This window comes from Streptomyces sp. NPDC001393, assembly GCF_053597455.1.
Genome location: NZ_JBSFIH010000020.1, coordinates 32,212 through 58,278 on the forward strand (window position 1 = coordinate 32,212; position 26,067 = coordinate 58,278).

Sequence of the window (26,067 nt, forward strand, 5' to 3'; positions counted from 1 at the left end):
GCCGCAGCGGGGCCCGGCCGGTCACCCGGGCGCTGCCGCGCACTGGTGCGAACGGCAGCAGCACCTCGCGACCAAACCTTCAGGGACCGATGTCCGCGAGACGCCGCCGGGCCGGCCCCAGGGCGCGGCCCCGGCCCGGCAGTGCGGACCAGGGGTCGGTGGCGGCCTGGTCGACGGCGTCGGCGATGGTCCAGCGGCGGGCGTCGAGTCCGGGGTCGTCCAGCTGCTCCCAGGCGAGGGGTACGGCGACGGGGGCGCCGGGGCGGGCGCGCACGGTGTAGGGGGCGACGGCGGTCTGCGCGTAGGCGTTGCGCTGCACGTCGAGGTAGAGACGGTCGCCGCGGTCCTCCTTGCGGGCCGCGGTGGTGAGCCGGTCCGGGTGCCGGGAGGTCAGCAACTCGGCCACGTCGCGGGCGAATTCGCGGACCTCGTCGAAGTCGCAGCGGCCGTCGAGACGGACGACGAGATGGACCCCGCGAGAGCCGGTGGTCATGGGGGCGGCGGGCAGCCCCAGTTCGTCCAGCAGCTCGCGCAACCAGTGGGCCCCTTCGCGCACTCGGGCGAAGTCGTCGCCGGGGGGATCGAGGTCGAAGACCAGCTGGTCGGGGTGGTCCGGGCCGCCCGCCCGGTCGGTGCGGGAGAGCCAGCGGTGCAGGGTGAGGCAGGCCTGGTCGGCGAGGTAGACAAGGGTGGCGGTGTCGTCGCAGACGGCATGGGTGACCGTGCCGCCCTCCTTGGGGACGTCGACGCGGGTGATCCAGTCCGGATAGTGCTCCGGGACGTTCTTCTGCATGAAGCGCTCCCCGTCCAGCCCGTCCGGATACCGCTCCAGCATCAGCGGACGGCCCCGCAGGTGCGGCAGCATGTGCGGCGCGACGGACCGGTAGTAGTCGGCGAGATCGCCCTTGGTGTACTCACCGGCGCCGGCGCCGCCCGGGAAGAGCACCTTCCCGGGCCGCTTGATCTCCACCGTGCGGCGGCCCGCCCGTACGGTCCGGGCGTCCGCGTCGTTCATCGCACGACCGCCTCCTCCACCAGCAGCCTGGCCGCCGCCGCGATGCCCGCGGCGTCGATGCCGGCCGCGTGCAGCTGCTCGTCGGGCGCGGCCGAGCCCGGCATGGTGCGCACCGCGAGCCGGACCAGCCGGGGCACGGGCCGGCCGTCGCCGAAGGCCTCCGCGACGGCGTCGCCGAGGCCGCCCTCGGCGCGGTGGTCCTCCACGGTGAGCAGACAGCCGGTCTCCTCGGCGGCCCGGTGCAGCGTCGCCGCGTCGACGGGCTTGACGGAGTACAGGTCGATCACCCGCACCGCGATGCCGTCCTCGGCGAGCCGGTCCGCCGCGGCGAGCGCCTCGGGCACGGTGACCCCGGCCGCGACGACCGTCAGCCGGTCCTCCTCACCGGAGACCAGCGTCTTGCTGCCGCCCACCGGGAACTCCTCCTCGGGCCCGTAGATCACCGGCGTCTTGCCGCGCGAGGTGCGCAGATAGCGGATCCCGTCGAGGCCGGCCATGGCCGCGACCAGCCGGGCGGTCTGGTTGGCGTCGCACGGATACAGCACGGTCGAGCCGTACAGGGCACGGAACATCGCCAGGTCCTCCAGGCCCATCTGGGAGGGCCCGTCCTGGCCGATCGCGACACCGGCGTGCGAGCCGACCAGGTTGATGCCGGAGCCGCTGATGGAGGCCATCCGCACGAAGTCGTGGGCGCGGGTGAGGAACGCGGCGAACGTCGAGGCGTACGGCAGCCAGCCCCGCACGGCCATCCCGACGGCCGCAGCGACCAGCTGCTGTTCGGCGATGTAGCACTCGAAGAACCGGTCGGGGTGGACCTTGGCGAACTCCTCGGTGCGGGTGGAGTCGCCGACCTCGCCGTCCAGGGCGACGACATCGCCGCGTGCGCTGCCGAGCGCGGCGAGGGCCGCGCCGAAGGCGTCCCGGGTCGCGACCTCGTCACCCTCGTCGTAGCGCGGGAGCTGCAGCACCTCGGTGGTCAGGTCGCGCAGCGCGGCGGCGGCCGGCGGCTCGTTGACCCGGACGTGCAGCCGGCGTGGTCCGCCGAGCTCGGCGACCGCCTCCTCGGCGTCGGCGAGCGGCTTTCCGTGGTGGCCCTCCAGGTCCTCCACGGCGGCGACGCCCTTGCCCTTGAGGGTGCGGGCGAGGATCGCCACGGGCTGCCCGGCCGTGGACAGTGCCTCGCCGTAGGCCCGGTCGATCTCGTCGACGTCGTGGCCGTCGATCTCGACGGTGTGCCAGCCGAAGGCCTGGAAGCGGCGGGCGTAGGCGTCCAGATGGTGGCCGTGCCGGGTGGGGCCGCGCTGGCCGAGCCGGTTGACGTCCACGACCGCGATCAGGTTGTCCAGGTGCTCGTGCCCGGCGTGTTCGGCGGCCTCCCACACCGAGCCCTCCGCCAGCTCGCTGTCTCCGCACAGCACCCACACCCGGTAGCCGGTGCGTTCCAGGCGCTTGCCGGCGAGGGCGATACCGACCCCGACCGGCAGGCCCTGGCCGAGGGATCCGGTGGCCGTCTCCACCCAGGGCAGCCGCCGGGGCGTCGGGTGCCCCTCGAGCCGGCTGCCGAGCCTGCGGAAGGTGAGCAGCTCGCCGTCCTCGATGGCACCGGCCGCCTTGTACGCGGCGTACAGCAGGGGCGAGGCGTGCCCCTTGGACAGCACGAAACGGTCGTTGGCGGGGTGCTCGGGACGTTCGAAGTCGTAGCGCAGATGGTGGGCGAGCAGCACGGCCATCAGATCGGCCGCGGACATCGAGGACGTGGGGTGCCCGGATCCCGCGGCGGCGGACGCCCGCACGCTGTCCACGCGCAACTGCTGTCCCAGCTCGGCGAGTTCGGCGGTGTTCATGTGTCTCCTTGGAGTCGTTCGAGGGGGCGCGGCCGCGGGGTCAGTCGGCGGCGGGGTCCGCAGGGCCGGTGCGCTTGGCCGGGCGGGGGTCGGTGCGCTTGACCGGGCCGGGGGCGGGGTGGTCGCCGGGCTCGTGGGCGGGGGGTTCGCTCGCGCGTTGCGGTGCGTCCGCGTGGCCCGGTCCGCCCGGTACGCGTGGCAGCTCCGGGGAGGCCGTGTCCAGGGGGACCGACCAGGACCGTACGAGGCCCAACTGCACGCCCTGGCGTGGCAGTACGGCGTCCAGCAGCCAGTCGGCGGCCACCCGGACGCGGTTGCCGGGCAGCGCGGCCAGGTGGTAGGCGCGGGTGACCGCACCGGCCGCCGGTCCGGACAGCGGGATGCCGAACGGGTTCGCGGCGGCCCGGATCCCGCCGAGGTCGACGGCGAAACCCAGGTCGCGATGGCGGTAGACCCGCCGGCGCCGGCCGAGGGCGAGCGAGGCGGCCACGTTCTCCCCGGCCACCCGGCCCTGCCGCCACGCGTGCTGGGCCGTCATCGGCGTGAAGGACCCCGGCCGCTCCAGGTCCGGTACGGCGGCCGCGTCCCCGCAGCCGAACACGTCCGGCCGGCCCGGCACCTGCAGATACGGGTCGACGATCAGCCGGCCCCGCTCCAGCGGCTGCCCGAGCGCCTCCACCAGCGGATCCGGCCGTACCCCGACGCACCACACCAGCGTCCGGGACGCGACGAACTCGCCGTCGGTGAGCAGCACCCCGTCATGGGCGGCCTCCTTCACCGACGTCCCCATCCGCACGTCGACACCCCGCGACCGCAGCACCCGGTCCGCCGTACGGGACAGCCGCTCGGCCAGCTCCGGCAGCACCCGCGGCGCCACGTCGAGCAGGATCCAGCGCGGCCGGACCCCGGCGGGCAGCGGATGCCGGCGGGCCAGCCGGTCGGTGAGCAGCTGCATCTGCGCGGCCACCTCGGTGCCGGTGTAGCCGGCGCCGACCACGACGAAGGTGCAGCGGGCCGCGCAGGTCTTCGGGTCGTCCTCCGTGGCCGCCAGCTCCACCTGCCGGGTCACGTGGTCGCGCAGGTACAGCGCCTCGGGCAGCCCGCGGAAGCCGTGCGCGTGCTCGGCGACCCCGGGGATGGGCAGCAGCTTGTTGACGCTGCCGACGCTCAGCACCAACCGGTCGTAACCGACGGTGCCGATGCCGCCCTCGGGGTCGGAGTAATGGACCGTACGGCCGCCGAGGTCGAGATGGTCCGCCTCGCCGAGCACTATGCGCACCCCGTGCAGGGTGCCCGGCAGCGACACGGTGACCCTGCGGGCCTCCAGGATGCCGGCGGCGACCTGGGGCAGCAGCGGCAGGTACAGGAAGTAGTCGGTCGGGTTCAGCAGGGTGATGTCGGCCCGGTTCCGGGTCAGCCGGGCCAGCGTGCGGGCAGCCCGGTACCCGGCGAAACCGGCGCCGACGATCACGACGTGAGGTCGGCTCACGGTGCGCCTCCGGCGGTGTGGCTCGTCCGAGGTTTTCCGCGTAACCGGAGCGGGGGCACCCAAACGCCGGGCGGGTCACCCGTACGCCGGTCGGAGCACCCGAACGCCGCGCCGCGCCTGAGGCGTTTCGCCCGTCTGGCACCGGTCACCCGGCCGGGGACCGAATCACACCGCAGCAGCACGGCGCATCGGCGCCGCCCGCGCGGAGGCCGAGACGGCGGTGACCTGTCCGACCGTGCGCATGCATCCGGCGGTGACGGCGCAGGCTGCCCAGGTGCTGCCGCGGCTCGGCGGGTGAGGCGGGAGTGGCTCCGGTGCGTTTCCGTGTGCGGGTGGTCGTGGATGACTCGCGCAGTTCCCCGCGCCCCTTCGGGTTGGCCGGCCCCGACCCGTTTCACGAGTACCCAGCCCTCCGGGTACCCGGCGGGCACGGCCGGTGAAGCGGGCGCCCTGCACGGGCCCGGCCGCCCCAACTAGGCTCGGGAGCATGGAGATTCTGGGCGCCTCGCTGCGCATCTGCGTCGATGACCTCGAGACCGCGATCCCCTTCTACGAGCGTCTGGCCGGCGGCAGAGCCCTGCGCTTCGGGCGCGGCGGGGTCCAGGTCGCCGCGATCGGCTCCTTCCTGCTGATGAGCGGCCCGGAGGAGGAACTGGAGGTGCTGCGCAGGGTGGCGGCGACCATCGCGGTCAAGGACGTGGACGAGGCGCACCGGCTGCTGACCGAGCTCGGCGCCCGGATCATCGCGGGGCCGGTGCCGACTCCGGTGGGCCGGAACCTGATCGCGATGCATCCGGACGGGTCGGTGTTCGAGTACGTCGACCAGCGCGGCTGAGCCGGTCAGGCGGGGTCGGGCCGCATCCGGAAGTCGTACCGGGCGGGGAGGGGTTCGTCGGTGAGGCGGGCCCACAGGCGGCCGAGCGCCTCCTCCCCCTCCCGCAGGTCGGCGACCTCGAAGCCCGCGTCGAAGACGGCCCGCGCCTCGGCGGGCCGGCCCTCGGCGAGCAGCAGTTCCCCCTCCAGGAGGCGGAACCGGCCGCGGCGGCGGACGGCGGGCAGCAACCGGTCCCAGACCGCCCGGGCGTCCGCCGTCCGCCGCACCCGGAGCAGTGCCTCGAGGGCTTCCCGGCCGAGCGCGGCCACGGCCGCGGTCCAGGTCTCACCGTCGTCGCGCCGCTCGCGGCACAGGTCGTCGAAGGCGTCCGCGTACCGGTCGGCGGCCCGTTCGTGGTGACCGGACTCCTGGTCGGCGACGGCGAGGCAGCGCAGCGACGGCCAGAGCGACGGGGCGAGTTCGAGGGCGCGTTCCCAGCTGCGGACGGCCTGGGCGCGGTCGCCGGCGTGCCACTGGGCGACGCCGAGGTGGTATTCGGTGTGCGGGGTGGTGGGCGCGGTCTCCAGCATGTCCCGCCAGTGCGGGGCGACGAGGGTCTCGCCGGGCGGCCGTACCCGGCGCGGCTCGGGCAGGGAGCCGGTGCGCAGCAGTTCCCGCCAGGGTGCCTGGGCCGCGCCGAGGGTGGACTCGGGGAACGGGGTGCCGGGCAGTTTCCAGTCGGCGCGCAGCACTTCGAGGGCGCCCCAGCCGGATCCGGCGGCCAGGATCTCGCCGGGTTCGGTGTCGGCGCACGGCAGCCAGGCCGCGTACGCCTCCTCCACCCGGGCGCGCGGCAGTGCGGACTCCAGCCGTTCCCCGGCGTCCTGGACGGCCCGGGTCCACTCCCCCTCGGGCGGTGCGTCGAGCGGGCCGTAGGCCTCCAGCCAGGACACCTCGCTCTCGGCCTCCAGCCGGACGTGTTCCAGCTGGGTGCGGGCGAGCCCGGCCTGGATCTCGCAGTAGCCGCCGGTGCCGGGTTCGGTCAGCCACTCCTGCCAGCGCCGGCCGCCGGGGCGGTTGCCCCACACGAAGAGCTTGCGGCCGCGCAGCACGTCGGTGGAGGTCTGCACCAGCCCGTGGCCGTCGGCGTCCAGCGCGGCGATCCAGCGGCGGCGGCCGTCCGGCACCACGTAGAAGTAGTCGGCGGCGTAGGGGCTGTTGAGGGGGTGGGTGCGGTCGATGCCGTCGTACGACGGCACGGGGACACGGCGCAGCCGACGCTCGTAGCCGAAGTGCCAGGCCTCCTCGGCGGGGGCCAGGACCCGGCGCTCCTCCGGCACGGCGATGTTGGACCACCAGTACGTCGGAACGGGCCGCTCGTGCGGGTTGCGGACGCGGACGCCGACGTGGAGGAAGTCGGAGCCGTCGGGCAGCCACAGGTCGACCTGGAAGGGCAGGTCGCGCAGCCGCTCCCACTCCCACAGGCGCAGCATCTCGCCGCCGTCCGGGGCGGGGACGCGGGCGGCGTGCAGGGGTGCGCAGGAGAGGGTGGTGTGGCCGGTGGCGCCGATGTTCCATTCGATGCCGCCGGAGTACCAGGCGCCGTTGAGGGCGAAGTTGGCGGGCTGGAACACGGGGTTGCGGTAGAGGAGTTCGCGCCCGGTGGGCAGGTGGAGCAGGGAGGCGATGCGGCCGCCGAGGCCGGGCAGGACGGTGGCGCGCAGCCGGTCGTTCTCGATCACCAGGGCGTCGAGGGCGCGGGGCTCGCGGACCCTGTCGTAGCCGTCGCGGACGCGGACCGGCAGCAGGCTGCGCAGCGGCTCGTACCCGAGCTGGCGGGCCATGTCCCGGGGCAGGCCGGCCCGGTCGCGGTCGTCGATGCGGTGAAGCTCGTCGAGGGGGCGCAGCGGGGGCAGGGGGTTGTCGGGGCCCAACTGCGCGGCGGGCAGCGTCAGTACCTCACGTCGGATCCTCGTCACGAGTCCCCATGGAACCCGGCGCCGGCCCGGTCGGCCAGGGGATGTGCCGGTCAGGATTGCGCAAAGGGTGTGTTCAGGCGGTGGGCTCGCGCATCTCGGCGGTGAGCGCCCAGCGTTCGTGGTCGCGCCAGGCGCCGTCGATGTGGAGCATGGCCGGGGAGAACCCCTCGAGCCGGAAACCGGCGCCGCGCGCCATCGCGATGGAGGCGGTGTTCTCGGGCTGCACGTTGATCTCCAGCCGGTGCAGCCCGAGCGGCCCGAAGGCGTACCCGATGACCAGGTCGAGGCCCTCGCGCATCAGACCGCGCCCGGCGGCGTGCGCGAAGGCCCCGTAGCCGAGGGCACCGCACTGGAAGCCGCCGCGCACGATGTTGTTGATGTTGATGAACCCGGCGATGTCCCCGCTGTCCTTCTCGCACACCAGGAAGCCGGCCTTCGTCGGGTCCTCGATCAGCGGGCGCACGTAGGCGGCGTAGGCCTCGTCGTTGTCCGGCGGGAAGAGCCAGGGCCGGTGCAGGTCCTTGCTCTCGCGGGTCCGCGCGGTGAACTCGGGACCGTCCTCGAGGGTGAAGTGACGGATGGCCACGCGGGGGCCCTCGGCGAGGTAGTGGGGTGCGGTGTGCGGCATCGGGCCAGCGTACGGCGTCCCTGCCCGCGCCGCCTGCAGCCCATCCGCCTGCACCGGTTTCCGGGCATCCGCGCACACCGCCTGCGGGAATCCGCGGCCGAGCCGGCTCCAGAAGCCCGCGCGCCGGGCCCGGCACCAGAAGCCCGAGCGCCAGGGCCGACTCCAGGAACCCGCACGCCTGGCCCGACCCCAGCAACCCGCGCACCCGGGCCAGCTCCAGGAACCCCGCGCACCCGGCCCGGCATCAGGAAGCCGAGCGCCAGGGCCGACTCCAGAAGCCCGGACCCGCCCCGGCACCAGAAACCCGCGCACCCGGCCCGACTCCAGAAACCCGCACAAGGCCGGCTCCTCAAGCCTCCCCTGCCGCGGCTCCTGGATTCCGCGCCGGACCTCAGCCGCCGACGACCGGGAGCCGCAGCACCCCGGTGTCCCCGCGCGCGCTGACCACGGTCACCGGCTTGATCCCCCGGTTGCCGAAGTAGGCGTCGTCGCTCGCCGCGATCACGAACCGCAGCCGGTGCCCGGGTGCGTACCGGTGCACGATGCCCGGCAGGGTCACGGTGAAGCTCCTGGTCACGTCCGGCACCCGGACCGGTGCGACCAGCCGGTGGACGAGCGTCTGGGTGCCGTCGGGTGCGACGTCGTACAGCTTGGCGAACAGCACCAGTCTGTCGGCGGCGTCGCCGGAGTTCTGGGTGCGCTCGGCCTTCGGGGAGACGACCCTGAGGGTGACCTGCGGGGCGCCGACGACGTCGAGGTTCCCGGTGAGGGGCGCGCCGGTCCACGCGAGGTAGGTGCCCCTGGTGTCGTACGGCGCCGGGTCGGGCACGCCGATGGCACCGGCCAGGGAGCTTTCCGAATGGCTCGTCGGAACCAGCCAGTTAGTGTAGCCGCGGCTGCCGCGCACGACCTTCCCACGGTTGTCGACGAGTCTGCCGTCCCCGGAGAGGTAGAGGGTTCGGCTGACGGCGGGCACCCGGTCGGCGGTGGCGTAGGTGCGGCCGGGATCGGTGATCCAGTCCCGGTAGTAGGCGAAGGCGGGGCCCGTGAGTGTGCTCCTGTCCTTGTTCAGATAGCGGTGGAACCAGGCGAGGATGCGCCGGCCGACGTAGCTGGTCTCCAGGTTGCCCTGGGTGAGGTTGAGTTCACCGGCGGCGGGGTCGGTGAGGCCGCCGCTGTGGCCCCAGGACTGCCAGATCAGCGCGGCCGGGGTGCCCTGGGCCCGGAGCGTGCGGTAACTGGCCGTCGCCTCGTTGAGGTTGAACAGCGTGTCGGCCTGGCCCTGGACGAGCAGGGTGGGTGCCTGGACGCGGGAGAGGTAGCTCGCCGGGGAGACGCTGCGGGCGTAGGCGAGCATCCGGGCGGTGCGGCCGGCCGGGTAGCTGCCGGAATCGAGGGTGTGCACGGTGTCGCAGGCGTCGCGGACGAAGTGCAGACAGGCCAGCGAGTTGATCCGCGACGGGTCGAGGCTCGGGGTGGTCAGCGGCTGGCTCTCGCCGACCAGGTAGAAGCCGTTGGTCCACTGCCACTTGAAGGCCCCGGGCACGTCGCGGGCGCCGACGGCGTTGTTCGGGTCCAGGGAGTAGGCGAGGTCGTTCCAGGTGATGAGCGGGACTAGGGCGTCGACCCGGTGGTCGACGGAAGCGGTGGCGAGCTGGATGGCGCCGCCGTAGGAGCCGCCGATCATGCCGACGCGCGGGTCGCCGGGGGCGTCGAGGGTGACGAAGTCGGCGCGGGTGCCGTCGTCGGCGGGGCGTGTTCCGCCGAGGAAGTCAACCAGCCGGGAGGCGGCCCGGGCGTCGATGCCGGGGGCGTCGAGGGAGATCAGGCAGCCGCTGTGGCCGAAGCCGAGGCCGGAGTAGACGAGGGAGACGTAACCGCGCTCGGCGAAGGCCTTGCCGACGGCGTCGGTGGAGCCGTCGGACTTGCTGCCGCCGAAGCCGTTGGTGGTGAGCACGGCGGGCGCGGGGTGGGCGTGGTCCACTCCGGCCGGCCGGTACAGGTCGGCGTCGACGGCACACCTGCGGTCGCCGGCCCGAACGGTGAACGTCAGCGGGGTGACGGTGTACCGGCCGCCCGCGTGGGCCGGGCCTGCGGTGAGCGTGAGGGGCGCGGTGAGCGCCGCGCCGAGGAGGGCGGCGAGGGCGGTACGGGAACGGGACACACGTCGGGACAGGCGCCGGGGCGCACGTCGGAGCACGGGGACCTCCACACTGAGGCACGCGAGTACCGACCAGTAGGTCTGGCCGAAGAGAATGCTGTGACACGTGTCAGGCAGGGGTCAATCCCCTGCGCGTGTGGTTTATTGACGAGGATTCAGTAGAGGTGGTCAGCGCAGCGCGGGCTGGTCCAGCGTCAACGTGCCCGTTTCCGCGTCGAGTTCCGCCGACACGCCGAAGGGTATGGTCAGCGCGCCCGCGCAGTGCCCGAAGCCGAACTCCTCCGCCACGGGCACCCCGAGGCCGCCGAGGCGGTCGGCGAGCAGGGGCCCCACCTCGGCGTAGTCCGGGCAGCGCGCCCACGAGCCGAGCAGCACCCCGCGCACCCCCTCCAGCCATCCCCCGCGCAGGAGTTGGGTGAGGTACCGGTCCAGCCGGTAGGTCTTCTCGCCCACATCCTCCAGGCACAGCAGCCCGCCTGCCGCCGAGGTACGGGCGTGCGGGGTGCCGAGCTCCGCGGCGAGCAGGCTCAGACAGCCACCGAGGGTGACCCCTCGGGCCCGGCCGGGCACCATGGCCCGGCCGCCGGAGACGATGGTCCGGACCCTTTCCGGGGCGAACAGCGTGTCCCGAAGGTGTTCCTGTGCCCGGGCGTTCTTGATGAAGTCGACGCCGGCCGCCACCGGCCCGTGGAGCGTGGCGAGCCCGAGACGGGTGGCGAAGGCCTCGTGCAGGACGGTGATGTCGCTGAACCCCACGAAGACCTTCGGCCCCGCCGCCCGCAGGGCGTCCCAGTCCAGCAGGTCGATCATGCGCTGCGCCCCGTAGCCCCCGCGGGCGCACAGCACCGCCGCCACGGACGGATCGCACCAGGCGTTCTGGAAGTCGGCGGCGCGGTCGGCGTCCCGGCCGGCCAGATAGTCGAACTCCCCGTGCCGGTCCAGCACATGCGGGGCCACGACCGGATCCAGGTCCCACCCGCGCAGCACGTCGAGCCCCGCCTGGAGCCGTTCCTCCGGCACCGGCCCGCTGGGGGCGACGACGGCCACCCGGGCGCCCGGCGCCAGCCGCTCCGGGCGCGTCAGTTCCTTCATGTGTGCAGCTCCAGCCTCGGCACATCGGGCACGTCCAGCTTGAACACCTGGGCGTACAGGGAGAGTTCCGCCTGCAGGGCGCGCACCAGGGTCTCCGCCCGCCGGAACCCGTGCCCCTCTCCTTCGAAGGTGAGGTAGGCGTGCGGCACGTCCCGGCCCGCGATCCGGGCGAGGAAGCGTTCGCACTGGGCGGGCGGGCAGATCACGTCGTCCAGGCCCTGGAGGAGCAGGAACGGCGCGGTCACCCGGTCAGCGTGGGTGCTCGGCGAGCGCTCGGTGTACCGGGCCGGCACCTCGGCGTGCGGGCCGATCAGCGACTCCAGGTAGCGGGACTCGAAGTCGTGGGTGTCCTCCGGTCCCCAGGTGGCCAGGTCCAGGACGGGGTAGCGGATGGTGCCGCAGGCGTAGACGTCGGTCGTGGTCAGGGAGGCGGCGGCGGTCCAGCCTCCGGCACTGCCGCCCCGGATCGCGAGCCGGGCGGGGTCGGCGGTGCCCTCGTCGGCGAGGGCCCGGGCGACGGCCGCGCAGTCCTCGACGTCGACCACGCCCCACTGCCCGCGCAGCCGCTCGCGGTAGGCCCGGCCGTACCCGGTCGAGCCGCCGTAGTTCACCTCCGCGACGCCGATGCCGCGCGAGGTGAAGTAGGCGATCTCCAGGTCCAGCACGAGCGGCGCCCGGCCGGTGGGGCCGCCGTGCACCCAGATGACGTAGGGCGGCAACTCGCCGTCGGGGCGGTGTGTTCGGGATGGTGGGGCGGGTAGACGTGGGCGTGCACCTCGCGGCCGTCCGGTCCGGTGAAGACCCGGGTCCGCGGTTCGGGGTAGTACGCCGGGTCGACGGCGTCCCGGTGCCCGGCGCCGATCGCGCGGGCCCGCCCCGTGGCGGTGTCCAGCTCGACCACTTCGTACGCGGTGCGCGGGCCGGCGCCGACCGCGACCACCCGCGTGCCGTGGGCGGCGAGGGTGGCGCCGTACTCGGTCCACGGCCCGGCGGCGTCGACGATCTCCCCGGATACCGGATCCAGTATCCCGAGCACGCCCGGCCCTCGACCGTGGACGACCGCGATCAGCCCGTTGTCGAGCGGCGCGAACCAGCGCAGCCCGAGCTGCCACAGGGGCCCGCCGAACTCCTCGTCGCGCGGGCACAGCGGGGTGCCGTCGCGGTAGAGGTTCCACCAGCCACTGCGGTCGCTCGTATACAGAATGCTGCCGTCCGCGGACCACTCGACCTGCGCGACGGCCTCGTCCGGTCCACCGGCGACTGTATGCACGTCCCGCAGCGTGCCGTCGTCGCCGACATCGGCGACGAGCAGTTCCGTGCCGTCCCACGGCATGCGGGGATGGTCCCAGGCGAGCCAGGCCGCGCGCCGGCCGTCGGGGGCGAGGCGCGCCCCGGTGACGAACCGGTGCCGGCCGTCGGTGAGTTCCCGGACGGCGCCGCGGTCCTCGGCGGCCGAGCCGTCCAGCGGTACGGCGGCGAGCACGCGCCGCACGTCACCGGGTCCGTCGCCGGTGAACTCCTCCAGCACGCACCACACTTCGCCGCGCTCCGGGTCCACGCGCGGTTCGGCCCAGCGCAGCCCGCCGCCCACGGCGGACACCGGGGTCAGCGGGCGCGGCTCGCCGCCGGGTTCGTACCGGTAGAGCCGCTGGTCGGTGAAGTACACGAAGACGACCAGGGGTTGACCGTCCAGGAGCACCCCGGCCCAGGGCCGGCCACCGTATTCGATGACCCGGCTGCGCACGTTCCAGGGTGCGGGCAGCACCGACTCCTCGCTGCCGTCGGTCCGTCGTCGTACCAGGGCTCGGCGGCCGCCCTCGGCAGGCCGGGGTTCGGTCCACCAGGTCTCGTCGCCGACGAAGCCCGTCCACTCCGGACGGCCGTCGTGCGCGGCGGCCAGGGCCGCGTGGATGGGCGACGGCCAGGACCCGTACGGTGTCTTGAGCACCCTGTCCCCCATCCCCTAGGCCGTCCGCAGGAAGCGGTCCAGCACCCGGACGCCGAAGTGCAGCGCCTCGACCGGCACGCGCTCGTCCACACCGTGGAACAGTGCCTGGTAGTCCAGGCCCTCGGGCAGCTTCAGCGGGGTGAAACCATATCCGGTGATGCCGAGCCGGGAGAACTGCTTGGCGTCCGTGCCGCCGGACATGCAGTACGGCACCACGTGCCCGTCCGGGGCGAACGCCTCGACGGCGGCCCGCATCTTCGCGTACGTCGGCGAGTCCACGGGCGCCTGGAGGGCCACCTCCCGGTGCGCGAACTCCCAGTCCACGTCCGGGCCGGTCAGCATGTCGAGGGTGGCGGTGAACTCCTCCTCGGCGCCCGCCAGACAGCGCCCGTCCACGTAGGCGACCGCCTCGCCGGGAATCACGTTCAGCTTGTAACCGGCGTCCAGCATGGTCGGGTTGGCGCTGTTGCGGACGGTCGCCTCGACCAGCGCGGCCGCGGGGCCGAGCTTCTCCAGCAGCCGGTCCACGTCCGTGAAGTCGGGCTCGATGCCGTACACACCGGCCAGTTCGGTGAGCGCGGCCCGTACGGTCGGGGTGAGCCTCGGGCGCCACTCGTGCTCGCCGATGCGGGCGACGGCGGCGGCGAGCCGGGTCACCGCGTTCTCCCTGTTCACCTTGGAGCCGTGCCCGGCCCGGCCGCGCGCGGTGAGCTTCAGCCAGCCGGTGCCCCGCTCCCCCGCCGCGATGGGGTAGAACTGCCGGCCGGCGCCGTCGTGGAAGGTGAAGGCGCCGGACTCGCTGATGCCCTCGGTGCAGCCCTCGAACAGCTCCGGATGCCGGTCGGCGAGGAACCCGGAGCCGTCCTCGGCGCTGGCCTCCTCGTCGGCGGTGAACGCGATGACGAGGTCCCGGCGGGGCCGTACGCCCTGCCGGGCCCAGGAGCGGACGACCGCGAGGATCATCGCGTCCATGTTCTTCATGTCGACGGCGCCCCGCCCCCACACCACCCCGTCCCGGATCTCGCCCGAGAACGGGTGCACGCTCCAGTCGGCGGCCTGCGCCGGCACCACGTCGAGGTGACCGTGCACCAGCAGCGCGTCGGCGGACGGGTCGGTGCCCTCGATCCGCGCGACGACGTTGGTGCGCCCCGGCGTCCGCTCCAGCAGCACCGGTTCCAGTCCGGCCCCGGCCAGCCGCTCGGCCGCGTACTCCGCGGCGGGCCGCTCCCGGCAGTCCCCGCCGCCCCGGTTGGTGGTGTCGATGCGGATGAGCCCGGAGGTGAACTCCACCACTTCATCGAGCGCCTGCCGGTCAGCCATACTGCTCCTCCACCGCGGCGGAGACGATCGTCGTGACCGCCTTGAACGTCCGGATCCCCTCGTACATCGTGGCGCTGGTGTACGCCACCTTCCGCTCCCCGATCCGCGCGACCCCGGGCACGACGGTCGCGGCCATCGCCAGGTGCTCGGCGTCGAACTCCACGGCGAGTGTGAACGGGCCCGCCTCGACGGGCTCGTGCCGCACCGCCAGCCGGGCGGCCCCCTTGGCGGCGGCACGGATGTCGGCCGCCGTGCGCGCCGGGGTCCGGCACACCGCGGCATACCGCGACACATGGTCCTTGACGGCGACCTTCAGCGCCTCAGGCGCGTAGCCGAGTGCGTCCTCGCAGGCCACGTCGTCCCCGGTGACGAGGACGACGGGGACGCCGTACTCGGCGACGACGTGCGCGTTGAGCAGTCCCTCGCTGGCGCGGACGTCGTTCAGCCACACCCCGGTGATCTGGTTGGCGAGGTAGGTGTGGGCGAGGACGCCCTCCATGCCGGCGCCCGCGTGGTAGCCGACGAACGCGATGCCGTCGACGTCGCCGTGCTGCACGCCCTCCACCATGGACAGCGTCTTGTGCCGCCCGGTCAGCATCTCGGTCCGCTCGTCGAGCCGCTCCAGCAGCAGGTTGCGCATGCTCCAGTGGGCCTCGTTGACGACCACCTGGTCGGCGCCGCCGTCGAAGAAGCCCTCCACCGCGGCGTTCACGTCCGAGGTGAACATCGACCGGCACCGCTCCCACTGCGGCGTCCCCGGCAGCACATCGCCCGGCCAGGTGACGCCCGTGGCGCCCTCCATGTCGGCACTGATGAGGATCTTCATACTGCGCACGTTACGCGCCGAGCGGGGACCGGGCCACGGGCCGCGCTGGCGGGTCGTGGTCCCTGCGGCTCCGGGTGAACCCTTCGAACCCTTCAGAAGCAGACCGGGCCCCGCCACTTGCCCAAGGAGCGGCGGGGCCCGTGCGTTTCCCCGGTCGTGGGCCGTCCGGCCCGGCGTCCGGGGCCGTTATGCGCCGACGAGGACGAACCAGCGGGCCGGCAGGTCGATGCGGGTGCCGTCGGCCAGGTCCTCGGTCTGCGGCAGGAACGTCTCGCCCTCGGCGAGGACCTTCAGACCGGCCTCGCCGAGCAGGCGCGGGATCTCCGGGTCGTCGGCGTCGGCCGGCTTGAGCCCGTGATGGAAGACGCGCTGCAGCTTGGGCCCCGGGCCGCCCGCCTGGGTTGCGGCGCGCCTGAGCACGTCGCGGGAGCCCGAGGTGAGTTCGACGACGAACGCGCGGCCCTCGCTGCCGATGAGCTCGGCGACGGCGGCGGCGACCGCGGGCCGTGCCTCGGGTTCGCTCTGGTGGATGACGGCCCGCATATAGACGTTGACGTCGCCGAGGCGCTCGTGCAGGGCGCGTACGGCGGCTGTGTCGGTGAGGTCGAGCTGCTGGAACTCCACGGTGTCGTCCCGGGTGGCCCGGCGGGCGTGCTCGACGGCGGCGTGCGAGAGGTCGACGCCGACGGCGCGGGCGAACCGGGTGGCGAGGTAGCGGGTCTGGGTGCCGTTGCCGCAGCCGAGGTCGACGATGGTGCGGGCCGGGTCCGCGTGGGGCAGTAGGAGGGCGGTGTGCGGCTCGGCGGACAGGGCGGGATCGCAGTCCCAGATCGCCTCGCCCGCCTCGCCGGAGGTCTCTCTCCAGTAACTCTCCCAGTTGCTGCGGTATTTGTCCGAGACGTTCATGCGCATCTCCCCACGGTTCGGTTCCGTGATCGGGATATCGCGAGGGCCCGGAGCGGGGCAAGGGGCTGAAGGCACCTTCACCGGATGTACGAACTCCGGACAACCTTCGGGGGCGCGCGCCGGAGGTCCGCGCGCCCCCTGGTCATCCTCGTCCGGCGAGAGCCTGTTCGAACCAGACGGTCTTGCGGTGTCCGGTGGCGCTGGCACCCCACTCCCGGGCCAGTCGGCTGACCACCCGCAGGCCGCGACCCGACTCGTCGCAGGGATCGGCGCCGAGCATCTCGGGCAGCCCCGGTTCGTCGTCCGTGACCTCGAACAGCAGCGCGTCGGTACGGACCACGCGCAGCCCGACCGGCTCCCTCACGGCATGCCGTACGGCGTTGGTGACGACCTCGCTGACCAGCAGCTCCGCGATCTCCACAGCCTGCGGCAGACCCCACTCGAGGAGCCGTTCGCGGACCAGGCGGCGGGCCCGGGCGACCTCGCGCGGGTCGGCGTCGAGGCGCCATTCGGCGACGTGGTCGCCGGGGATGCCGTTGAGGCGGGCCATGAGCAGGGCGACGTCGTCCTTGCGGCCACCGCGCGTGTTCAGGGCGCGGATGATGGTGTCGCAGGCGTCGTCCATGGAGGCGGCGGGGTGGGCGGCGGATTCGCAGAGCGCGGCGAGGCCCTCGCCGATGTCGCAGCCGCGCACCTCGACCAGGCCGTCGGTGCACAGCACCAGCCGGTCGCCGGGCGAGACCTTGACCCGGGTCGCCTCGAACGCCACGCCGCCGACGCCTATGGGGGCGCCGGTGGGCAGGTCGAGGAGTTCACTGCTGCCGTCCTCGGCGCGGACCAGCACGGGCGGGATGTGTCCGGCGTTGGCCAGGTGCAACTCGCCGCGGATCGGGTCGTAGACCGCGTACAGACAGGTGGCGAGGTAGTTGTCGCCGAGCCGGCGGGCCAGGTCGTCGAGGTTGCGCAGGAGCTGGGCGGGCGGGGTCTCCATGGTGGCCATGGTCTGCACGGCGGTGCGCAACTGGCCCATCATCGCGGCCGAGTTGAGACCGTGGCCCATGACGTCGCCGACCACGAGGGCGGTGCGCGAGCCGGGCAGTTTGATGGTGTCGAACCAGTCGCCGCCGATCCGCCCGAGCCGGGTGCCCGGCAGATAGCGGGTGGCGATGTCACAGCCGGCCATCCGCGGCGTGACCTGCGGGAGCATGCTGTCCTGCAGGGTGTCGGCGACGTTCTCCTGGTAGGTGTACATGCGGGCGTTGTCGAGCACGAGGCCCGCGCGGGCGGCGAGTTCGGCGCCGGTGGTGCGGTCCATGTCGTCGAACCCCGGGCGGTCGGGGCGGCGCATCAGCACCATGAAGCCGAGGACGACGTTGCGCGCCTTGAGCGGGACGATCAGCAGGGAGCGGCCGCCGATGAGCGGCCTGAGGTCACGCTTCTCGAACTCGCCGGAGATGCGGTTGGACAGCTCCTCGGTGACCCGTGGGATGAGCACCGGTTCGCCCGTGACCATGCACTTGTAGAACGGGGTGTGCTCGGGGAAGGCGAAGGCCTCGCCGACCGGCACGGTGTCGTCCCAGCGGCCCGGTTCGTCGTTGTGCTCGACCCACACGCGGAACATCACGGTCTGCGCGTCCGGCGGGCCGTCCGGGAAGCCCTCACCGGCCAGGACGGCCGCGCGCAGGTGGGTGCCGGCGAAGTCGGCGAACCGGGGTACGGCGGCGCTGGTGACCTCCCGGATGGTCTCGCCGAGGTCGAGGGAGGAGCCGATGCGGGAGCTGACCTCGTTCAGGAACTCCAGCCGCTCGCGCACGGCGGCGTACTCGAGATCCTGCTCGGCTCCGGCCGGGACGACGACCGGGGCCACCCGCTGCTGGGGGACGACGGCCTCGGCGCGGGTGCGTCCCGGGCGGCGGGGCACGCCCCAGTACGGAGTGACGGGCACCCGGTCGGACTGGCTGAACTCCAGGACCGGATAGCCCAGTTCCAGCACCTGGGAGACGATACGGCCGCTCAGCCCCGGACCCATGTTGGGCAGGATCTCGGGCAGCCGGCGTTCGAGTTCGTCGGAGGCGGGCAGCTCGGTGTGGCGGGCGAAGCCGGGCGAGATGCGTTCGGCGGTCTCGTCGTCGTAGCCGCGTTCCTCGCGCAGCCGGCCGGCGTCGGCGGCGAGCACCAGCAGCCGGGACGGTCCGGGGCCGACCAGCGGATAGGCCCACCACAGCACGTCGAGCCGCTCGCCGTCGGGCTGCCGGCCGTGCGGGATCAGGCGGGCGCGGCCGGCGGTGGCGTAGGCGGTGTGCCCGCCGAGGGAGGCCTCCAGGTCGGGGCCGAGTCCGTCGTACTCCTCGTAGGCGTCCGGCATCGCGCCGCCCTGCAGATCCTCGGAGAGGGCGCCGGAGACGGGCAGCAGGTCGGCCGCGGCACGCCCCACGGCGTCCTCCCGGCCGACGCCGAACAAACGGCGCGCGCCGCTGCTCCAGTGGGACACCAGGCCGTCGCGGTCGACGACGACCACGGCCAGCGGAATCCGACCCGCCGTACCGTCGACGCCGCGCCCGGGAGGTGTGTCCCGCTCGCTGCCACGGTCCATGGCCCCGGCCCTCTCTCCCCACGGCTGTACGCAAACGATCTGTGCCGCCCGTCACTACGGTACGGCGACGGCCGGTCGCGATGTGTGGCAATCCTGGAATTGGCTCCACCGGATCGCACCGGCGCGCAGCTCAGCGCCCCGCGTGCGCCCAGGCCCTGACGCCCGCTCAGTCCTCGTGGCCGAGCTGCAGGTCGCGTTCGGTGCGGCCGCCGCCCGCGACCTGCAGCACGGTGGCGACCGGCGGGTATCCGGCGGCGATGACGGTGTACTCGCCGGAGGAGAGGTCGACGAACCGGAACGTTCCGTCCGCCGAGGTGGTGAGGGTGTCGACGACGTTGCCGGCGGCGTCCAGGAGCGTCACGCGCGCGTCCTCCACGGGCCGTCCGCCGCTCGCCCGGACCGTGCCCCGCAGCACGGCGCCGCCCGCGAGCTCGACGTCCTGCCGGGTCTCCCGGGCGGCCTGCACGGTGACCGGGAGCGCGGCCGGGCGGAAGGCGGGGGCGCTGGCGGCGAGGGTGTACTCGCCGGCGACCAGTTCGGTGATGACGTAGCCGCCCTCGCGGCCGCTGCGGGTGGCGGCGACGACCTCGCCGTGCACGTTGGTGAGGGTGACGGTGGCGTCGCGCACGGGGCTGCCGTCGGCGGTGAGCACGCTGCCGGCGAGGCGTCCGGCGCCGCCGAGGACCACGTCGAGTTCGACGGGCCGCTCGCCGACGGTGACGGTGACGGCCTGCGGCTGATGACCGCCGGCGGCGGCGATCAGCACGTACGACCCCGAGCCCGGCGTGCTGAGCGCGTAGCGTCCGTCCTCGCCGCTCGCACCGCGCCCGATCTGCTGCCCGGCGACGTCGATGAGGGTGAGCGCCGCGCGGGGCACCACGGTGCCGTCGGGGTGCTGGACCGTGCCGCAGACGGGGATGCCGGCCGCGGCATGCGGCGAACGGGCCTGCGGGATCGGGGTGTTCACGGTATCGGGCTCTGTTTCGGCGGTGTGGTGGGACACCAGAGGTTTCTCCTTGAGGAAGAAGGCGATGAGCAGGCCGAGGACGAGCACCGGGACGAGATAGAGGAAGATCCGGGGCATCGCGTCGGCGTAGGCGCGGATGTAGGCGTCGCGCAGGGCCGGGGGCAGCGCGTGCACGAGCTGCGGGGTGAGGGACTCGGGGTCGGGCAGCGCCGCGCCCGCGTGCGGGGGCAGCTCCCTGTGCAGCGAGGAGGTCAGCCGGTTGGCGAAGAGGGTGCCGAAGACCGCGGCGCCGACGCTGCCGCCGATCTGCCGGAAGTAGTTGTTGGCGCTGGTGGCGGTGCCGAGGTCGGCGGGCCGTACGGAGTTCTGCACGGCGAGGACGAGCACGGGCATCACCAGGCCGATGCCGGCGCCGAGGACGGCCATCCAGATGCTGTAGTGCAGCCGGGGGGTGTCCACTTCGAGCCGGGACAGCAGCCACATGCCGACGGCGGAGACGGCGCCGCCGAGCACGGGGAAGATCTTGTAGCGGCCGGTGTGGCTGATGAGCTGCCCGCCGATGATCGAGGCGCCGACGATCCCGGCCATCATGGGCAGCATCAGCAGCCCGGACCCGGTGGCGCTGGCCCCGTCGACCATCTGCAGGAAGGTCGGCAGATAGCTGGCGGCGCCGAACAGGGCGACGCCGATCACGAGACCCACCAGGGCGCTGACGTCGAAGACGGAGTCGCGGAACAGCCTGAGCGGGATGAGGGGTTCGGCGGCGAAACGCTCGGCGACGAGGAAGAGGACGACGGCGGCGAGCGCGCCGGCGCCGAGTCCGAGGATCTGCCGTGAGCCCCAGGCGTACTCGGTGCCGCCCCAACTGGTCAGCAGGACCAGGCAGGTGGAGGCGGCGGCGAGCAGCAGCGCGCCGAGGACGTCGAAGCGCCCGCGGCCGGCCGGCTTGGGCAGCTTCAGCACGACGGTGACGACGGCGAGGGTGACCAGGCCGAAGGGGACGTTGACGTAGAAGCACCAGCGCCAGGAGAGATGGTCTGTGAAGTACCCGCCGAGCAGCGGCCCGGCGACGGAGGCGAGGCCGAAGGCGGCGCCGATCAGGCCCATGTAGCGGCCGCGCTGCCGGGGCGGCACGATGTCGGCGATGATCGCCTGCACGCCGATCATGAGCCCGCCCGCGCCCACGCCCTGGATCGCGCGGAAGGCGATCAGCTGGTCCATGGTCTGCGCCCGGCCGGCGAGTGCGGAGCCGAGGACGAAGACGGCGATGGCGAACTGGAAGACGCCCTTGCGGCCGACGAGGTCGCCGAGCTTGCCGTAGAGCGGCAGGCCGATGGTGGAGGTGAGCAGATAGGCGGTGATCGCCCAGGACATCCGGTCCAGGCCGTGCAGTTCACCGACGATCTTGGGCAGCGCGGTCGCGACGATCATCTGGTCGAGCGCCGCGAGGAGCAGGGCGAGCATCAGCCCGAAGAACACCAGCCGCACGCGGCGCGCGCCGGGTCCGGCGCTCTCGGCGGGTGGGGCCGCGGGGGCCCCGGGGGGCGCCGTGAGCGGCTCGTCCCGCATCAGAGTCGTCCCGCCCACGTACCGCTCCCCTCGTCGCACCTGTCACATTTCCCGCGTTAAGCGTCAACTGTGAACAACTGCGGTGAGTTACGGCATCGTTCCGGACGGGATGGATATCCACTCGAACCGGTGAAGGGGGCGAGCCGCCGGGCTACCGGAGGGCCAACACCCCTTCACCGTGCGGGGTTTGGCCCTACTTCTCGACCTCGGCGGCGAGCTTGGCGAGCACGGCGTCATAGATCCGGCCGAGGCCCTTGGGCGCGAAGGTCTTCTCGAAGAAGCCGCCGATGCCGCCGGCGCCCTTCCAGGTGGTGGTGACGACGACCCGGGACTTGCCCTCGCCGGCGGGGGTGACGCGCCAGGTGGTGACCATGGAGGAGTTGCGGTCCTTCTCGACCAGCTCGCCGTCGGTGGGCTCGCTGACCTCCAGGAGGCAGTCGCGCACCCGCTTGCTGGTGGCCTGGAGCTTCCAGTGCACGAGGGTGCCCTCGCCGTCGCCGCCCTCGCGGACCTCGTACTCGCTGAAGTGCTCGGGCAGCAGCTTCTGCCGCGTGCCGCGGTAGTCGGCGAGGGCGTCGAACACCTTCTCCGCGTCCGCCGCGACGACCCGCTCCGTAGTGGCCTCGACCTGCGCCATTGCGTTCCTCCAGGACAGTGTTTCTCGGGGTTTCTCGGGGTTCTCGGGGGTTTCTCGGGGTTGGGGAAAGCCAACCACCCCGGTGCCCGGCCGCCAAATCCGGGGTCGTCGCCGAGCTTCCTCACCAGGGCTCACACGATCATGGGAACACATGTTCTATTGTGTGCTGCAGTGCTACCGAGGAGGCGTCATGCGCTGGGAGAACCTCACGGGCGAGAGCGAACACGGCCGGGCCGCGGAGGCGGCGCTGTTCGGCGCCGACGCGGTGACGACCCGCACGTTCGACACGCCCGAGTTCCGCGGGATCACCTTCCACGAGGTCCGGGCGCGCTCGGTGCTCAACCGGGTGCCGGGCGCCTCGCGCATGCCGTTCGAGTGGACCGTCAACCCCTACCGGGGCTGCACGCACGCGTGCGTCTACTGTTTCGCCAGGAAGACGCACAGTTATCTGGACCTCGACACCGGCATCGGCTTCGACACCCAGATCGTGGTCAAGGTCAACGCCCCCGAGGTGCTGCGCCGCCAGCTCGCCTCCCGCCGCTGGCAGGGAGACCACGTGGCGATGGGCACGAACGTCGACTGCTACCAGCGCGCGGAGGGCCGCTACCGCCTGATGCCGGGCATCATCTCCGCCCTCACCGAGCACGCCAACCCGTTCTCGATCCTCACCAAGGGCACCCTGATCCTGCGCGACCTGGACCTGCTGGTCCGGGCGGCCGAGGTGACGGACATCGGCATCTCCGTCTCCGTCGGCTTCCTCGACCCCGAGCTGTGGCGCACGGTGGAGCCGGGCACGCCCGCGCCGGAACGCCGCCTGGAAGTGGTGCGCGCCCTGGGCGAGCACGGCATCGGCTGCGGGGTGCTGATGGCGCCGGTCATCCCGTTCCTGAGCGACCATCCGGAGCGGCTGCGGGCCACGGTACGGGCGATCGCGGCGGCCGGGGCCACCTCTGTCACCCCCCTGGTGCTGCATCTGCGGCCCGGCGCGCGGGAGTGGTTCATGGCCTGGCTCGCACAGCACCATCCGCACCTGGTGCGGCGCTACGAACGGCTGTACGCGGAGGGCGCCTACGCGCCCAAGTGGTACCAGCGCCGGATCACCCGTCAGGTGCACGAGCTGGCACAGGAGTACGGCATCGGGCCCACCCGCCCGGGCCTGGCCCGCCGGATCCGCCCGGCCGAGCCGGCCGAGCGCCCGGCCGCGGCCGCACCGACCCAGCTCACACTCCTGTGAGAACCCAAACGGGTCAACTATGCCTATAACGCGGTCTTCAGAGCGCCGATTCCGGGACGATCCGGCGAAAGATGTGACCCTCGCGGTCCGTCGACACCTCCGTCCCGGGAGAACGCATGAGAACACGCGCAGCCGTGCTGTGCGCAGCCGCCGCCGTGCTGGCGGGCTCGGTCACCGCCGTTCCCGCGGGAGCCGCGCCGTCGGCACACCTCAACTGGAAGAAGTGCGGCACCGGCGACTATCCGACGCTCCAGTGCGCCTCACTGAAGGTCCCGTTGGACCACGCGCACCCATCGGGCCGGCAGATCACGCTCGCCCTCTCCCGCGTCCCGCACACCGCGAAGACCTCCCAGGGGCCGCTGCTGGTCAACCCCGGAGGGCCCGGCGGCAGCGGACTGAGCCTCGCCGGTTTCGTCGCCTCGGCCCTGCCCCGTGAGGTGGCCGCCCAGTACGACGTCATCGGCTTCGACCCGCGCGGGGTGGGCAGGAGCAGCCCGGCCCTGAACTGCGCACCGGGCCACTTCAGGACGGTGCGTCCGGACACCGTTCCCGCCACGGCCGCGCTGGAGCGGACCAACCTGGCACGCGCCCAGTCCTTCGCCGCCGCCTGCGGCCGCAAGTACGCCGACGTACTGCCGCACCTGGACACGGTCAGCGCCGCGCGGGACATGGACGCCGTCCGCCGGGCGCTCGGCGCGCCGAGGATCAGCTACTTCGGCTACTCCTACGGCACCTACCTCGGCGCGGTCTACGCGAAGCTGTATCCGCGGCGGGTGCGCCGCCTGGTCCTGGACTCGATCGTCGACCCGACCGGGGTCTGGTACCAGGACAACCTCGGCCAGGAATACGCCTTCAACGACCGTCATCGCGCGCTGATGGCCTGGATCGCCCGGTACGACTCCGCCTACCACCTCGGCAAGGATCCCGCGGAGATCGAGGCCGAGTGGTACGCGATGCGGGCGGCGCTGGCGAAGAAACCGGCCGAAGGCAAGGTGGGCGCCGCCGAGTTGGAGGACACCTTCATCCCCGGCGGCTACTACGACGGTTACTGGCCCTACCTCGCCGAGGCGTTCGCGGCATACGTGCGCGAGGGCAGGACCGGGCCGCTGGTGGAGGCGTACGAGAACTTCGGTGCCGTGGGCGGCTCGGGGGACAACGGGTACAGCATCTATACGGCGGTGCAGTGCCGCGACGCCTCCTGGCCCGGCAACTGGAACCGTTGGCGCGCCGACACCTGGCGGGTCTACGGCAAGGCGCCCTTCATGGCCTGGAACAACGCCTGGTACAACGCGCCGTGCGCGTTCTGGCCCGCCGCCAGGCGCCGACCGGTGAACATCGCCAACGCCGGGCTGCCGCCGGCACTGCTCTTCCAGGCGACGGACGACGCGGCCACGCCGTACCCCGGCGGGGTCGCGGTACACCGGCTGCTCGCCCGCTCCAGCCTGGTGGTCGAGGAGGGCGGCGGCAACCACGGCATCACGCTGAGCGGGAACGCATGCCTGGACAAGTACCTGGCCGCGTATCTGACGGACGGCAGGGTGCCGCGCGGCGCGGGTCCGGGTGGCGCCGACGCGGTCTGCGCGAAGTCGCCCGACCCGAAACCGCTGGCGGCGAAGGCGGCGTCGACGTCGTCGCGCGGCTCGGCCCTGCACGGCCTGCTGGGCTTCCGCCGGTAGCCCCGGCGGGCGCCGACGGCTCCTGCGGGCGCCGGGGGCTCGTCACGCCGTCGCCGTCCGGGGCGTTGTCAGTGGGACGGTCCACCGTGACTCCTCCCCCTCGTGAACGAGGGGGCTTCTCGCTATGCCGGTGCGGCGTCGCGACGGACCAGCCCGGCCCGTAGAACGTTCAGGGCGCCCACCGTGTCCGCGTGCGCGTGGTGGCCGCACGCCTGACAGTGGAACTTGTCCTGTGTGGGCCGGTTCTCCTTGGCGGTGTGCCCGCATGCAGGGCACCGCCGGGAGGTGTTGCGGGGGTCCACGGCCATCACTTCCCGTCCGGCGCTTTCAGCCTTGGCGGTGAGGATCGCGAGGAACACCCCCCATCCGGCATCAGCGATCGAGCGATTGAGCCCGGCCTTCGCGCCGGCGCCGTTGGGCAGGAAGCTGCCTGGCTGGTCGGGGTCGGGCTTGGGGGCGGGGGACTTGCTCATGTTGCGGATCTTGAGGTCTTCGTGGGCGATGAAGTCGTGTTCGCGCACGAGGTCGAGCGCGGTCTTGTGAGCGTGGTCCAGGCGCTGACGGCGGACCTTACGGTGCAGCCGGGCCACGGTCTCCACGGCCTTGTGGCGGCGTTTGCTGCCGCGCTTGCACCGGCTGAGGGCCTGCTGTGCTTGTTCGAGCTTCGCGGCGGCCTTCTGGCCGTGGCGCGGATTGGGTACGAATTCGCCATCGGAGTCGGCGAGGAAGTTGGCTATGCCCATGTCGATGCCGATCACAGAGCCGGTCGACTCCAGCGGCACCGGCTTGGCCTGCTCGGCGGTCAGGACGACATACCAGCGCTTGCCCTCACGCTTGACCGAGATCGTCTTGACCTTGCCGACGACGACCCGGTGCTGGTGGACCCTGACGTGACCGACGCCTTGCAGGCGCACGCGGGTGACGGGGTCGTGCGGGGTGGAGTCCCAGCGGCAGCCGTCGCCGTCCTTGGGGAAGTCGACGGTGTCGAACCGGCCCACTCCACGAAAGCGTGGGTAGCCCGGCTTCTCCCCGGACTTGACACGGCGGAAGAACGCGGCGAATGCCTTGTCCAGTCGGCGCAACGTTGCCTGCTGACTGGAGAACGACCAGCGGCCCTGCCGCTCCGGGTCGAAGGCCCGGATGTCCTTGAGCTGTGCGGACTGCTGCCCGTACCGGACTGTCGTCTTGGAGATGTGCCGGTAGGCATCCCGGCGTTCCTGCAACGCCCCGTTGTACAGGGAGCAGTGATCCCGCAGCATCTCGGCGAGTGCGCCTTGCTGGCCCATGGTGGGTCGCATGAGGAATTTGTACGCACGGATCATCCAGCCCACCCCCCGTCCCGGTCCGCTTGCAAGATCCTACTACAGTT

Annotated in this window: 17 protein-coding genes and 1 pseudogene; 3 read left to right on the forward strand and 15 right to left on the reverse strand. The window is 73.0% G+C overall.

Going from position 1 to position 26,067, the window contains the following annotated elements:
- Positions 1-79: 79 nt before the first annotated feature.
- Genes ligD through ACWC2T_RS22030 form a run of 3 tightly spaced genes read right to left on the reverse strand, consistent with a single transcriptional unit; the run spans position 80 to position 4,348 of the window.
- The gene (gene ligD / locus ACWC2T_RS22020; RefSeq protein ID WP_450672032.1) at positions 80-1,015 is read right to left on the reverse strand and encodes a non-homologous end-joining DNA ligase; all 936 of its coding nucleotides are present in this window, start codon (positions 1,013-1,015) and stop codon (positions 80-82) included.
- Positions 1,012-2,859 (reverse strand): transketolase, encoded by a 1,848-nt coding sequence (locus ACWC2T_RS22025; RefSeq protein WP_450672033.1) that lies wholly within the window; start codon positions 2,857-2,859, stop codon positions 1,012-1,014. The genes ligD and ACWC2T_RS22025 overlap by 4 nt, the downstream gene beginning before the upstream one ends.
- A 40-nt stretch (positions 2,860-2,899) precedes the next feature.
- Positions 2,900-4,348 carry an NAD(P)/FAD-dependent oxidoreductase gene (locus ACWC2T_RS22030; protein ID WP_450672034.1) on the reverse strand — a complete coding sequence of 483 codons (1,449 nt, stop codon included), beginning with the start codon at positions 4,346-4,348 and terminating at the stop codon, positions 2,900-2,902.
- Positions 4,349-4,835: 487 nt separating this feature from the next.
- On the opposite strand from ACWC2T_RS22030, the gene ACWC2T_RS22035 reads away from it, so the two are divergent.
- Positions 4,836-5,183 carry a VOC family protein gene (locus tag ACWC2T_RS22035; RefSeq protein WP_388765936.1) on the forward strand — a complete coding sequence of 116 codons (348 nt, stop codon included), beginning with the start codon at positions 4,836-4,838 and terminating at the stop codon, positions 5,181-5,183.
- Between the two features lie 5 nt (positions 5,184-5,188).
- Here the strand turns inward: ACWC2T_RS22035 and ACWC2T_RS22040 are convergent, their stop codons facing one another.
- From ACWC2T_RS22040 to ACWC2T_RS22090, 11 genes and pseudogenes are all read right to left on the reverse strand, one after another.
- Positions 5,189-7,141: a DUF5107 domain-containing protein gene (locus ACWC2T_RS22040; protein ID WP_450672035.1), complete on the reverse strand. Its 1,953-nt coding sequence runs from the start codon at positions 7,139-7,141 to the stop codon at positions 5,189-5,191.
- A 73-nt stretch (positions 7,142-7,214) separates the two neighbouring features.
- A complete protein-coding gene (locus ACWC2T_RS22045) occupies positions 7,215-7,769 on the reverse strand; it encodes a GNAT family N-acetyltransferase (protein WP_450672036.1) in 555 nt (184 codons plus the stop codon).
- A gap of 391 nt (positions 7,770-8,160) precedes the next feature.
- Complete coding sequence (locus ACWC2T_RS22050) at positions 8,161-9,945, reverse strand: CocE/NonD family hydrolase (RefSeq protein ID WP_450672112.1); 1,785 nt, start codon at positions 9,943-9,945, stop codon at positions 8,161-8,163.
- Between the two features lie 153 nt (positions 9,946-10,098).
- Positions 10,099-11,022, reverse strand: coding sequence for a S66 peptidase family protein (locus ACWC2T_RS22055; RefSeq protein WP_450672037.1), 924 nt, complete (start codon positions 11,020-11,022; stop codon positions 10,099-10,101).
- A pseudogene (locus ACWC2T_RS22060) lies at positions 11,019-12,982 on the reverse strand (dipeptidyl-peptidase 5). Before ACWC2T_RS22060 ends, ACWC2T_RS22055 begins: the two are co-directional and overlap by 4 nt.
- Positions 12,983-12,985: 3 nt before the next feature.
- On the reverse strand, positions 12,986-14,290 hold the full coding sequence (locus tag ACWC2T_RS22065; RefSeq protein ID WP_450672038.1) for a M20/M25/M40 family metallo-hydrolase: 1,305 nt from the start codon (positions 14,288-14,290) through the stop codon (positions 12,986-12,988).
- Positions 14,283-15,116: a M55 family metallopeptidase gene (locus tag ACWC2T_RS22070; protein ID WP_450672039.1), complete on the reverse strand. Its 834-nt coding sequence runs from the start codon at positions 15,114-15,116 to the stop codon at positions 14,283-14,285. The genes ACWC2T_RS22065 and ACWC2T_RS22070 overlap by 8 nt, the downstream gene beginning before the upstream one ends.
- 186 nt (positions 15,117-15,302) lie before the next feature.
- Positions 15,303-16,022: a class I SAM-dependent methyltransferase gene (locus tag ACWC2T_RS22075; RefSeq protein ID WP_450672040.1), complete on the reverse strand. Its 720-nt coding sequence runs from the start codon at positions 16,020-16,022 to the stop codon at positions 15,303-15,305.
- 142 nt (positions 16,023-16,164) lie between these two features.
- Positions 16,165-18,615 (reverse strand): SpoIIE family protein phosphatase, encoded by a 2,451-nt coding sequence (locus ACWC2T_RS22080; protein WP_450672041.1) that lies wholly within the window; start codon positions 18,613-18,615, stop codon positions 16,165-16,167.
- A gap of 166 nt (positions 18,616-18,781) precedes the next feature.
- Entirely contained in the window at positions 18,782-21,169 is a 2,388-nt protein-coding gene (locus ACWC2T_RS22085) for an MFS transporter (RefSeq protein ID WP_450672042.1), read from the reverse strand.
- A 175-nt stretch (positions 21,170-21,344) separates the two neighbouring features.
- Complete coding sequence (locus ACWC2T_RS22090) at positions 21,345-21,788, reverse strand: SRPBCC family protein (protein ID WP_450672043.1); 444 nt, start codon at positions 21,786-21,788, stop codon at positions 21,345-21,347.
- Positions 21,789-21,978: 190 nt separating this feature from the next.
- Here ACWC2T_RS22090 and ACWC2T_RS22095 point away from each other — a divergent pair, with 190 nt between their 5' ends.
- Positions 21,979-23,022, forward strand: a complete 1,044-nt coding sequence (locus ACWC2T_RS22095) for an Rv2578c family radical SAM protein (protein WP_450672044.1) — start codon at positions 21,979-21,981, stop codon at positions 23,020-23,022.
- A gap of 116 nt (positions 23,023-23,138) precedes the next feature.
- Positions 23,139-24,698 (forward strand): alpha/beta hydrolase, encoded by a 1,560-nt coding sequence (locus ACWC2T_RS22100; protein ID WP_450672045.1) that lies wholly within the window; start codon positions 23,139-23,141, stop codon positions 24,696-24,698.
- A gap of 122 nt (positions 24,699-24,820) precedes the next feature.
- Here ACWC2T_RS22100 and ACWC2T_RS22105 read toward each other — a convergent pair whose 3' ends face one another.
- Positions 24,821-26,020, reverse strand: a complete 1,200-nt coding sequence (locus ACWC2T_RS22105; RefSeq protein ID WP_450672046.1) for an RNA-guided endonuclease InsQ/TnpB family protein — start codon at positions 26,018-26,020, stop codon at positions 24,821-24,823.
- Between the last annotated feature and the right edge of the window lie 47 nt (positions 26,021-26,067).